At 72.3% G+C, this 12,092-nt stretch carries 8 protein-coding genes; 4 read left to right on the top strand and 4 right to left on the bottom strand.

The window, feature by feature from the left end:
• The 4 genes from F6W97_RS34390 (at nucleotide 1) to F6W97_RS34375 (ending at nucleotide 5,997) form a co-directional block, all read left to right on the top strand.
• Nucleotides 1-462 carry an efflux RND transporter periplasmic adaptor subunit gene (locus F6W97_RS34390; RefSeq protein ID WP_155374715.1) on the top strand — a complete coding sequence of 154 codons (462 nt, stop codon included), beginning with the start codon at nucleotides 1-3 and terminating at the stop codon, nucleotides 460-462.
• A 16-nt stretch (nucleotides 463-478) separates the two neighbouring features.
• Nucleotides 479-3,868: an efflux RND transporter permease subunit gene (locus F6W97_RS34385; RefSeq protein ID WP_196279443.1), complete on the top strand. Its 3,390-nt coding sequence runs from the start codon at nucleotides 479-481 to the stop codon at nucleotides 3,866-3,868.
• Nucleotides 3,861-4,535 (top strand): phosphatase PAP2 family protein, encoded by a 675-nt coding sequence (locus F6W97_RS34380; protein ID WP_155374714.1) that lies wholly within the window; start codon nucleotides 3,861-3,863, stop codon nucleotides 4,533-4,535. Before F6W97_RS34385 ends, F6W97_RS34380 begins: the two co-directional genes overlap by 8 nt.
• A gap of 184 nt (nucleotides 4,536-4,719) precedes the next feature.
• The gene (locus F6W97_RS34375; RefSeq protein ID WP_155374713.1) at nucleotides 4,720-5,997 is read left to right on the top strand and encodes an alpha/beta hydrolase family protein; all 1,278 of its coding nucleotides are present in this window, start codon (nucleotides 4,720-4,722) and stop codon (nucleotides 5,995-5,997) included.
• A gap of 83 nt (nucleotides 5,998-6,080) precedes the next feature.
• Here F6W97_RS34375 and F6W97_RS34370 read toward each other — a convergent pair whose 3' ends face one another.
• The 4 genes from F6W97_RS34370 to F6W97_RS34355 form a co-directional block, all read right to left on the bottom strand.
• Nucleotides 6,081-8,024 (bottom strand): multicopper oxidase family protein, encoded by a 1,944-nt coding sequence (locus tag F6W97_RS34370; protein WP_230687217.1) that lies wholly within the window; start codon nucleotides 8,022-8,024, stop codon nucleotides 6,081-6,083.
• Nucleotides 8,025-8,385: 361 nt separating this feature from the next.
• Entirely contained in the window at nucleotides 8,386-9,663 is a 1,278-nt protein-coding gene (locus F6W97_RS34365) for a ketosynthase chain-length factor (RefSeq protein ID WP_155374712.1), read from the bottom strand.
• On the bottom strand, nucleotides 9,660-10,928 hold the full coding sequence (locus F6W97_RS34360) for a beta-ketoacyl-[acyl-carrier-protein] synthase family protein (RefSeq protein WP_155374711.1): 1,269 nt from the start codon (nucleotides 10,926-10,928) through the stop codon (nucleotides 9,660-9,662). Before F6W97_RS34360 ends, F6W97_RS34365 begins: the two co-directional genes overlap by 4 nt.
• A gap of 79 nt (nucleotides 10,929-11,007) precedes the next feature.
• Nucleotides 11,008-11,820, bottom strand: coding sequence for an AfsR/SARP family transcriptional regulator (locus F6W97_RS34355; protein WP_230687216.1), 813 nt, complete (start codon nucleotides 11,818-11,820; stop codon nucleotides 11,008-11,010).
• Nucleotides 11,821-12,092: the final 272 nt, after the last annotated feature.

Here is a 12,092-nt window from a genome sequence, read left to right as displayed (position 1 = left end):
ATGAAGCATCGTTTCGGCGAGAAGCTCGACCGGTGGACGGTCGGCGGCCTGCTGGTCGGCCTGCTGGTGGTCGGCGCGCTGGGCGTGTCCGCGGCGAAGGGAGTGCCGACGAGCACCTCGACGCCCGCCAAACCCGCCAAGGTCGAGGCGATCGAGGGCAGCAAGATCAAGAAGGTCACGCTCACCGACGAGGGGGTGGGCCGGCTGGGCCTGACCACGGTGCCGCTGGCCGAGGCGGCGGGCGTCAAGTCCATCCCGTACTCCGCGCTGATCTACCTGCCCGACGGCACCACGTGGACGTACGTCGAGACCGCGCCGTTGAGCTACCAGCGGGAGCCGATCACCGTCACCAAGATCGAGGGTGACCAGGTCAGGCTGTCCCAGGGACCGGCGGCCGGGGCCAAGGTGGTGTCGGTCGGCGCGGCCGAGCTCTACGGCGCCGAGACCGGCATCGGCAAGTGACGGGGGCGGCGCGGCCATGATGCGGTGGATCGTCGGATCGAGCCTGAGGTTCCGGGCGCTGGTGGTCGCGATCGCCTGCGGCATGATGTTCTTCGGCGTCGGCCAGCTGCGCGACATGCCGGTGGACGTGTTCCCGGAGTTCGCCCCGCCGCGCGTCGAGGTGCAGACACCCAGCCTGGGCCTGTCCGCCGCGGAGGTCGAGGCGCTGGTCACGGTGCCGCTGGAACAGGCGCTCAACGGGGTCGAGGGGCTCGCCGACATCCGGTCCAAGTCGGTGTCGCAGCTGTCGTCGATCGTGCTGATCTTCGAGCCGGGCACCGATCTGCTCAGGGCCCGCCAGCTGGTGTCCGAACGGATCAACGAGGCGGCAGCGATCCTGCCGACCTGGGCGAGCCCGCCGGTGATGCTGCAGCCGCTGTCGTCGACCAGCCGGGTCATGAAGATCGGGCTGTCCTCGGACAGCCGGTCCGTGATGGAGATGTCGATGGTCTCCTACTGGACCATCCGCAACCGGCTGCTGCGTGTGCCCGGCGTGGCCAACGTGGCCATCTGGGGCGAGCGCATCCAGATGATGCAGGTGCAGGCCGATCCCGCCAGGATGCAGGCGCACGACGTGTCCCTGAACGAGGTCATGGAGGTCACCGCCGACGCGCTCGACGCGGGTCTGCTGCGCTACTCGGACGGCGCGGTGATCGGCACCGGCGGCTTCCTGGAGACGCCTAACCAGCGCATGGCGATCCAGCACGTGCTGCCGATCGTGACCCCGGCCGACCTGGCGAAGGTCCCGGTGGCCGAGCGCGACGGCAAGACCGTGACCCTGGCCGACGTCGCCACGGTCAAGGAGGACCACCAGCCGCTGATCGGCGACGCCGTGATCAACGGCGGACCCGGCCTCATGCTCATCGTCGAGAAGCTGCCCTGGGGCAACACGCTGGAGGTGACCGAGGGCGTCGAGGCGGCGATGAAGGAACTGGCGCCGGGCCTGACCGGCATCACCGTCGACACGACGATCTTCCGGCCGGCCACCTTCGTGGAGACGGCCATCCACAACCTGGGCCGGGCGCTGCTGCTGGGCTGCCTGCTGGTGGTGCTGGTGCTGGCGCTGTTCCTGTTCGAGTGGCGCACCGCGCTGATCAGCGTCGTGGCCATCCCGCTGTCGCTGGTGGGCGCGGGGCTGGTGCTGCATGCGTTCGGGTACGGCATCAACACCATGATCCTGGCCGGGCTGGTGATCGCCGTCGGGGTCGTGGTGGACGACGCCATCATCGACATTGAGAACATAGTCAGACGGTTGCGTCAGGCGCGGCGGGCCGGCGCCGACGACTCCGTGCCGACGACGGCCAAACTCGTGCTCGACGCCTCGCTGGAGGTCCGGGGTCCGATCGTCTACGCCACGCTGATCATCATCGCCTCGGCCGTGCCGATCTTCTTCCTGGAGGGCCTGACCGGCGCGTTCTTCCGCCCGCTGGCACTGGCCTACATGCTGGCCGTGCTGGTGTCCATGGTGGTCGCGCTGACGGTCACCCCCGCCCTCGCGCTGATGCTGCTGCGCAAGGCCCCGCTGGAGCGGCGCGAGTCGCCGCTGGTGCGCTGGCTGCAACGGGGCTACCAGTCGGCGCTGAGCCGCATCACCAAGCGGCCGGTGCGGGCGTACGCCCTGATCGCGGTCATGACGCTGGCTGGCCTCGCGGTGCTGCCGGGCCTGGGCCAGGCGCTGCTGCCCTCGTTCAAGGAGCGCGACTTCCTGATGCACTGGGTCACCGAACCCGGCGCGTCGCACCCGGAGGAGGTGCGCATCACCGAGCAGGCCAGCAAGGACCTGATGGCCATCCCGGGGGTGCGCAACTTCGGCGCGCACATCGGGCAGGCGCTCATCGCCGACGAGGTGGTCGGGGTCAACTTCGGCGAGAACTGGATCAGCATCGACCCGGACGCCGACTACGACGAGACCCACAAGAAGATCGAAGCGGTGGTGAACAGCTACCCGGGCCTGGTCCGCGACGTGCAGACCTACCTCAAGGAGCGCATCCGCGAGGTGCTCACCGGATCCGGCAACGCGATCGTGGTGCGCATCTACGGCGAGGACCTCAAGGTCATGCGCGAGCAGGCCGACAAGGTGCTCGCGGCGATGGGCGGCATCGACGGCGTGATCGACGAGCACGTCTCGCTGCAGAAGGAGGTGCCGCAGGTCGAGATCGAGGTCGATCTCGCCAAGGCGCAGCAGCTGGGCATCAAGCCCGGCGACGTGCGCCGCGCGGCGGCCACCCTGATGGCCGGCGAGGAGGTCGGCGACGTCTTCCGCGACGGCAAGGCATACGACGTGCAGGTCTGGAGCACGCCCGAGACGCGGGCCAACGTCACCGCGATCCGGCAGCTGCCGATCGACGTGCCCGCCGGCGGCACCGTGCCGCTGAGCGAGGTGGCCGACGTGCGCATCGCGGCGACGCCGAACCAGATCGAGCACGACGGCACCCTGCGCAAGATCGACGTCACGGCCAACGTGCAGGGCCGCGACCTCGGCTCGGTGGTCGGCGAGCTCGACGAGAAGATGGCCGGGATCGAGTTCCCGCGCGGCTACTACGCGCAGACCCTGGGCGAGTACGCCGAGCGCCAGGCCGCCGACCGGCGGCTGCTGGTCTACGCCGTGCTCGCCGCGGTGGCCATCTTCTTCCTGCTGCAGGCCTGCTACGGCAGCTGGCGGCTGGCGGCGCTGTCCTTCCTCACCCTGCCCGCGGCCCTGGTCGGCGGCCTGCTCGCGGCGTTCCTCACCGGCCGGGTGATCTCGCTCGGCTCGCTGGTGGGCTTCTTCACCGTGCTCGGCATCGCCGCCCGCAACGGCATCCTGCTCATCAACCACTACCAGCACCTGGAACGCGAGGAGGGCGAGCCGTTCGGGCTCGGCCTGGTGCTGCGCGGTTCCCGCGAGCGGCTCTCGCCGATCCTGATGACCACCCTGGCCACCGCGCTGGCGCTGGTGCCGCTCGTGGTGCTGGGCAACCTGCCGGGCCACGAGATCGAGTACCCGATGGCCGTGGTGATCCTCGGCGGTCTGGTCACCTCGACCCTGCTCAACCTGTTCGTGCTGCCGGGGCTGTACCTGAAGTTCGGCAAGGGCCGGCGCGGCGACGCGCTCGACGCGGGACCGACCCCGCCCACCACGCCGTCCGGGCCGCGCCACGGCGCGCCGGAACCGCAGCCGGGCGGGCTGTCGCCGGGCGTGGCGATGGACCGGACGCCGCCCGGTCGCCTGTCACCAGGCGCGGCGATGGCGAGCGCGAACCAGCCGGACGGCGGGCCGTCGCCGAGCCTGGGGCCGGTGCGGCGCGCAGACGGCGGCGGGGTGCGCGCAGGACCGGCGGCCGCCGGTCGCCTGCGCACGATCCGGGTGAGGTTGCGCGTTGCCTGATCGTGCGCTGCGAGGGTGGCTGGCCTTCGGTGCGGGCGCGACGCTGGTCGGGCTGTGGGTGCTCGCGGGCATCACCGACGACGTGGTCGCACACGAGGAGCTGAGCAGCACAGATCCGCCGGTCGCGAGTTGGCTGGCGGATCACCGCACGCCCTGGCTGACCCGCTGCATGCAGGCGGTGACCTGGCTGGGCAGCGGCTGGATCACCGTCCCGCTGCTCGTGCTGGCGGCGCTGCTGCTGCCGCTGTGGCGGAACCGGCGGCGCACGTTGGCACTGGTGCTGGCCGTGTCGATGGGCAGCGCGCTGCTGGTCACCATCGGCAAACTGCTCACCGTGCGTCCGCGGCCCGTGGTCGGCGAGGTGCTGACCACGGCCACGGGGTATGCCTTCCCGTCCGGCCACAGCGCGCAGGCCGCCGCCGCGTACGGCGTGCTCGCGCTGCTGGTGAGCCTGCGCGTCGGGCGCGCGGCGAAGCCGCTGGTCTGGCTGGCGGCCACGGCCGTCGCGCTGCTGGTCGGCTTCTCGCGGCTGTATCTGGGCGTGCACTGGCTCACCGACGTGCTCGCCGGCTACGCCCTGGGCGTGTGCTGGCTCGCCGTCGTGGTGGCCGCCGCGGTGGTGCACGACCGCCTGCGGGCTGCCTCGCGTCCTCGGGTGAACGTCTGACCTGGACTGATTCGGTCTCGCGGCGCCTCGCAGTGTGCCAGGGTGCTTAACGGGGACGGTGCCGCTTGAGGTCACGGCGGGAACCGTCGGGCAGCCCTGCGGCGCCGCTGTGCGCCATCGGGACGGTGTGCCGGCGCGCAGGTGCGCCGGTCGGCGACGGTGTCGCGCGACTAAGGAGATCGACATGGACCAGGTCACGGATCGCACGGACACCCGGATGACCACCACTGCGCCTGTGGAGCGCCCCGTCCGCAGTACCCGGCGCTGGCTCGTCGAACGCGACCGGCTGGAGGCGGCCATCGCCGAGACGGGAGTGGACTTCGACCAGCCCCGCTCCATCTACTGGAACGCCTCCTGCGGCGTGGAGGCCGGGGCCGACTTCGCCACGGTGCGGGCCAGGGTGCGCCGGTACGCCGACTTCGCGCCCACCTTCGAGGCGGTCGCCCGCCGCCGCGAGGCGCGCGCCGAGGCCGCCGCCGCCGACGGGCACCAGGTCACCGCCCGCGACAACTACTTCATGGCGGCCGTGCACTGGGGTGCGGCGCAGTGGCCCATCCACAGCGACGACGAGGTCAACCGCTTCTACCACCGGCGCAAGCGGGCCTGCTTCGCCCACTACGCCGAGCTGGCCGACCACCGCATCGAGGCGGTCACCATCCCGTTCGCGGGCGGGGCCCTGCCCGCCTGGTTCCACCTGCCGCCCGGCTACCACGGCGGCCGCCTGCCGGTGGTGATCGCGGTGCCCGGCATGGACAGCTTCAAGGAGGCCACCGTCGCGCTGCACGGCGACCGCTTCCTGACCCGCGGCTTCGCGGTGCTGGCGATCGAGGGGCCGGGGCAGTACGAGGCCGCGATGATGGGCATCCACACCACCGTGCCCGCCTGGGCGCGTACCGGCACCGCGTGCGTGGACTGGCTGTCCCGGCGCGAGGAGGTCGACGCGCAGCGGATCGTGCTCAGCGGCATCAGCTTCGGCTCGTTCGCCGGGACCATCGCCGCCGCGCACGAGCCCCGGATCAAGGCCTGCGCGGTGATGAACACCTGCCACCAGCCGGGCTGGTCGGCGGCGTTCGAGCAGGCGTGGCCGACGTACAAGATGCGCTTCATGTACATGTCGGGGCACACCGACGAGGACACGTTCGACGAGTTCGCCCGGACGCTGACCTGGGAGGGCCACGCCGAGCGGCTGAACATGCCGTACCTGGTGCTGGCCGGGGACCGTGACGAGCTGAGCCCGCTGGAGTGCACCGAGGCGCTGCTGGCCGAGGTGGCCGGCCCCAAGCAGCTGGTGGTGTACCAGGACTCGCGGCACTCCATCGGCGGCGTGCCCGCGGCGAACCTGGGCCCGTTCGCGCCGACGCTGGCCGCCGACTGGCTCGCCGACCGCGTGCGCGGGGTGCCGATGACCAGCGAGCGCTGGTACGTCGACCACGGCGGCAAGGTGACCAGAACCCCGCTCTGAAACCGCAGCTCACCGGGCTTAGCCCGTTAGGAAGGGCACCTTCACATCGCATAGCGATGTGAAGGTGCCCTTCCTTTCCTCAGCTAGGCGACGAGGATGGGGCGCATCATCTCGTTGTCCTCGTGTTCGAGCATGTGGCAGTGCCAGACGTAGCGGCCGGGGCGGTCGAAGACGGCCTTGACGCGCGTCACCTCGCCGGAGTGGACCAGCACGGTGTCCTTGCGGCCGGACTCCCAGGCCTCCGCGGGGCGGGGCTTGGGCGGGATGCCGAAGGGCTGCCGGCTGACCACCTCGAACTGCACCTGGTGCAGGTGCACCGTGTGCGAGTGGTCGGTGAAGTTGAGGATCTCCCAGGTCTCGCTGCGGCCCAGCACCGGCTTCTCGGTCGGGGCGTCGTGCCAGCGCAGCGGCGTCTGGGTGCGGTCCGGCGCGACCGTGCCGAGCGTGGCGACCCGGTGGTTCACCCCGGTCAGCGACGCCGAGGGCAGGTCGTCGAGCAGGACCCGCCAGCTCGCCGCCGAGTCGGGCAGCTTCGGCGCGGCGGGCAGCGTCAGGAACTCCGGCGGCACGCTGGTGTCCTTGCCGCGCAAGCCGACGACCAGGAGCTTCATCACCTGGCCCGTGGTGGCGATGTTGGCCGGCTGGTAGTCCGTGCCGAGCACACCGGCCGCGTACGGCACGTCCGGGGCCTCGTTGATCACGAACAACTCGGTGCCCTCGGCCAGGCCGGTGAGGTCGACGATGACGTCGGCCCGCTCGCCGGGTCCGAGCAGCAGCTGCTCCAGCTTCACCGGCTCGCGCAGCCAGCCGCCGTCGGAGCCGATCTGCCAGAACGGCGTCACCGCGGCAGCCGGGCGCGGCGCGGTCGCGCTGGTCGCGATCTTCAGGATCAGGCTGCGCGAGTTGCTGCCGTTGAGCAGCCGCAGCCGGTAGCGGCGGGGCTCGACGGCCAGCTGCGGCCAGGTGCGGCCGTTGACCACGATGGCGTCGGCGAGGTACGCCGGGTTCCAGATCGGGGCGATGTCGCTGGCCGGCACGTACGGCCCGGCGAACGCGTCGTGGAACTGGCTGCGGCTGTCCGGGTAGTACAGCGAGCCGTCGGTGCGGAACGAGCGGTCCTGGATGACCAGCGGGATCTCGTAGTAGCGGGTGTTCTCCGGGTCGTCCGGGCCGGGGGCCGGGCCGGGCAGCGTGCCCTCGGGCAGGTCCTGATCGCCGCCGCGGATCAGGTAGAAGCCGACCGGGCCCGCGTACACGTTGAGCCGGGTGATGCCCAGCGCGTGGTCGTGATACCAGAGCGTGCCCGGGGCCTGGTCGTTGTCGTAGCGGAACACGGCCTGGCCGGGCTTCCAGCGCGGGCCGTAGCTCTCCGCCTTCTCCCGCATCGCGGCGTAGTCCGAGCCGGTGGCCGCGAATCCGCGCGCCAGCTTGGCGTCGGGCAGGTACCAGGCCGTCGGGTAGCCGTCGGCCTCCTCCGCGGCGTGCGCGCCGTGCACGTGCGTCACGATCGGCACCGGGCCGGTGTAACGCGCCGGCGTGCCGGTGAAGTGGGCGGGCATGTCCCGGTGTCCGGCGCCGCCGGCCGGGTTGGCCCAGTGCAGGGTCGGGTCCACCGGCAGCAGGTGCGGCCGGGCCCGGCCCTTGGCGTCGACCAGCCCGTTGATCCAGGTGACCTCGACCGGCCGGTCGGCGGTGGCCTCGATGGTGCGTGCCGGGTACCCGAACGTCTTCGGGTGGCCCGCGGAGCCGTATCCCCAGACTGTGGTCTGCGGCATACCCGGCGGCAGGATCTGCTGGCGGAACTGGCGCACCTCCACGGCGTACCGGTCGGCCTTGCCGTTCCTGGAGACCGCCGGCATGGCGGCCGGGATCGGCAGCCGCGTCTTGTACTTGTGAATCTTCGAGGCGTCGAGCTTTCCGGCGGCCATCGCCGCGGCCGCGGCGCGCGCAGCGCTCGCCGGGGCCGGGATCAGCATGGCCGCGCCGGACAGCACGCCGGTGGTGAGAAGTTGTCGTCGGGAAGGCATCGGTCGCCCTTCGGTCGCGATGTCGGAAGACCTGGCGACCGGCACAGGACTAGGGAACCCAATTTGTCCGATTTGCCAGGAACTCCGCCACCCTAACCACCGACACCCACCAGCCCAAACAGGCGCACCGCACACCCACCCCCAGATCCCACCGCGCCCCCGCGCCCGCGCCGCCTCCCGCGCCCGCCGCGCACGCCAAGATCGCCGTTTCGTGTCAGAACCTGGGGTGGGACCGAAGGTTATGACACGAAACGGCGATCTTCGGGCGACCGGCGACCGGCGGCGGGCGGCGGGCGGCGGGCGGCGGGCGACCGGCGGCGGGCGGCGGGCGGTGACCGAGTCGCGGGACGGCCTGGCGGTCCTACGGGGCGGTGACCACCACGGCGGCGTTGAAGCCGCCGATGCCGCGGGCCAGCACCAGCGCCCGCCGCAGCGGCGCGGGGCGGGCCGCGTCGAGCACGAGGTCCAGGTCCCGGCAGCCGTCGGCGAGCGAGCCGACGTTGACGGTCGGCGGGATGACCTGGTCGCGCAGGGACAGCAGCGCGGTGGCGACGTCGAGCCCACCCGCGCCCGCGGCCAGCCGCCCCGTCATCGTCTTGGGCGCGGTGACCGGCACCCGGCCCGCGCCGAACACTCCGTTCAGCGCCTTGGCCTCGGCGAGGTCCAGTTCGGGCACTCCGGCTGCGTCGGCGAAGACGACATCGATCTCTGCTGCGGCGCAATGCGCGTCGGCCAGGGCCAGTTCGATCGCGCGGCGCAGGCCCGGCGGGCGGTTGCGGTCCGGGGCCGGGTCGAAGGTGGCGGCGTAGCCGCTGATCTCGCCGTACACCTTCGGCGCGGCCCGGCGGCGGGCGGCCTCGCGCTGCTCGACGACGAGGATCGCGCCGCCCTCGCCCGGCACGAAGCCGTTCGCGTCCCGGTCGAAGGGCAGGTAGGCCCGCTCCGGGTCGTCGGACTCGCTGATCTGCCCGGTGGCCAGCTGCCCGATCCAGCCCCACGGGCACAGCGAGCCGTCGACGCCGCCGGTGATCGCCAGCGCGGTGCCCGCGCGCAGGTGGCGGCGGGCCTGGCCGATCGCGTCGAGCCCGCCGGCCTGGTCGGTGACCAGCACCCCGCTGGGGCCGCGCAGGCCGTGCCGGATGGAGATCTGCCCGGTGTTGACCGCGTAGAACCAGGCGAACGACTGGTACGCGCTGACGTGGTCACCACCCTTGGACCACAGCTTCTCCAGCTCCTTCTGCCCGAACTCGAAGCCCCCGGCCGAGCTGGCGGTCACCACGCCCATGTCGTAGTCGCCCAGTGCCGCCGGGTCGACCGCCGCGTCGGCGAGGGCCTGCGCCGCCGCGGTCAGCGAGTACCGGGTGACGTGGTCGGTCTGCGCCAGCAGCCGGTCGGGCAGGTGGGCGGCGGGGTCGAAGTCGCGGATCTCGCCGGCCAGCCGGGACGGGTACTGCGCCGGGTCGAACCGGGCGATGCGGCCGATGCCGCTGCGCCCGTCCAGGACGGCCTTCCAGTAGGTCTCGGTGTCCAGTCCGGTCGCGGCGACCACGCCGATACCGGTGACCACGGGTGCGCCGGTGGCCGTCCGCCCGCTTCGCGCGGCGGCGGCGGGTGCGTCCGGGATGCTGCGCTCGCTCATCGGGCGTCTCCTTCCGGGCGGGCCAGCAGCATGGCGCTCTGGAAGCCGCCGAACCCGCTGCCCACCGACAGGACCGCGTCCAGCCGCCGGTCGCGGGCTTCCAGGGGCACGTAGTCCAGGTCGCATTCGGGGTCGGGCTCGTGCAGGTTGGCCGTCGGCGGCACCACCCCGTTGGTGATGGCCAGCGCGCAGGCGGCCACCTCGATCGCGCCGATCGCGCCGAGCGAGTGCCCGACCATCGACTTGATCGAGCTCATCGGGGTGGCGTACGCGTGCTCGCGCAGGGCCAGCTTCACGGCGGCCGTCTCGTGCCGGTCGTTCTGCTTGGTGCCCGAGCCGTGCGCGTTGACGTAGCCGATCGCGGTCGGGTCCATCCGGGCCGTGTCCAGGGCGTTGCGGATCGCCTCGGCCATCTCCCGGCCGTCGGGGCGCAGCCCGGTCATGTGGAAGGCGTTGCAGCGCGAGGCGAACCCGACGATCTCGGCGTACACCGGCGCGCCGCGGCGGCGGGCCCGTTCCAGGTCCTCCAGCACGAACATCGCCGAGCCCTCGCCGAGCACGAAACCGTTGCGGCTGTTGTCGAACGGCCGGGACGCGTGCGCGGGGTCGTCGTTGCGGGGCGTGGTCGCCTTGATGGCGTCGAAGCAGGCCACCGTGATCGGGGAGATGGGCGCGTCGCTGGCCCCGCCGACCACCACGTCGGCGCTGCCCTCGCGGATCAGCTCGGCGGCGTACGCGACGGCGTCCAATCCGGAGGTGCAGCCGGTGGAGACCACCGCGGCCGGGCCCTCCGCGCCGATCGACCAGGCCACCTCGGCGGCGAACGAGCCGGGCACGTAGTAGTCGTACAGGTGGGGTGAGGTGCGCGCGTTCTCGACCAGCCAGCGGCGGCCCCTGTCGGAGGCGATGACGTACTCGCGCTCCAGGCTCATGGTCGCGCCGACCGCGCTGCCCACCACCGTGCCGACCCGGTACGGGTCCAGCTCGGCGAGCTCCAGGCCGGCGTCGGCGACCGCCTCGGCGGCGGCGACGACGGCGAACTGCGCGGCCCGGTCCATCCGGATGGTCTGCGCGGGGGACAGGCCGTGTGCGGCCGGGTCGAAGTCGCACTCCGCGGCGACCTGGGACCGGAACGGCGAGGGGTCGAAGAAGCTGATGGTGCGGGTCGCGGTGCGTCCTGAGGTCAGCAGCTCCCAGAACGCCTTGGCGCCGATGCCGCCCGGCGCCACCACGCCCAACCCGGTAATGACGACACGTCGTTGCATGGACGCCTCCTGCGGGGTCGGTGGACCTCCGTCGAGCGTCCCTCGCGCCGACTTGAGGCCTGCTTGAGAAATGGGCTGTTCAGTGCAGGCCGCGGCCGGCGGAGACCAGTTCGGCCCCGGCGGAGGCGGACTCCCAGGTCCAGGCGGTGTCCAGGGCGGACGCCGTGTCCAGCACCGGGTCGGCGGTGAGGATGGCGTGCTGCACGCGCTGGATGCGCCGCGAGGGCTCCAGGCCCAGCTCGCCGATGAGCACCTCGCGCAGGCGGCGGAAGGCGTCGAGCGCGTCGGTGCGCCGGCCCGCCCGGTACAGCGCGATCATGAACTGGGCCTGCAGGTCCTCGTGCAGCGGGTGGCGGGCGGCCAGGCAGCCCAGCTCGCCCAGGATCTCGCGGTGGCGGCCCAGCTCCAGGTCGGCGTCGATGCGCTGCTTCCAGGTGGCCAGCCGAGCCTCCTCCAGGCGCTGCGCCTCGACCCGCAGCACCGGGCCGAGCCGCACGTCGACCAGCGCCGAGCCGCGCCACACGGCCAGCGCCGCGCCGAGCAGCCGCGAGGCGTGCCCGTGGTCGCCGCAGAGCTGGGCCAACCGGCCCTGGTCGGCCAGGCGCTCGTACTCGTGCAGGTCCAGCGACCCGTCGGCCAGGTGCAGCTGGTAGCCGTCGGCGTGGGTGACCAGCAGCTCCCGGGCCACCCGGGCCGGGTCCATGGCGCAGGTGCGGGCCAGCATCCGCCGGATCTGCAGGATGTAGGTCTGCAGCGTGGTCAGCGCGCTCGCGGGCGGCTCGTCGTCCCACAGCTCGGTGGTGAGCAGGTCGATCGGCACCACCCGGTCGGCGTGGATCAGCAGCAGTGCCAGCACCTTGCGCGGTTTGGGCGCGGTCAGGTCACCCGACATCCCGCCGCTGCGTACATCCAGCGGGCCGAGTACTCGACATTGCATGTGCACCCCCGAATGGCTCGTCGCGCTCGCAATGTGCGAAAGCCGCCTCCACCACTATTAGTGCTCGCGAGGGGCGATCTGTCCCATTCGACGGAACTGGTGACGATCTTTCTGGCTCGGCCGGCGGTCGGCGGCGCCGGCCTGCCGTGATCGCGGCGTGGTGGCTTGACCTGGGCATTCAAGCCGACTTCCAGCGGTCCTCAAGTGGCGGGCTGCGACGGTTCATG

Origin of the sequence: Catellatospora vulcania (assembly GCF_009720385.1) — a bacterium.
Lineage (GTDB): Bacteria > Actinomycetota > Actinomycetes > Mycobacteriales > Micromonosporaceae > Catellatospora > Catellatospora vulcania.
The sequence above is the reverse complement of the archived record's forward strand: the minus strand, read 5'-3'. Positions and strand labels throughout refer to the sequence as shown.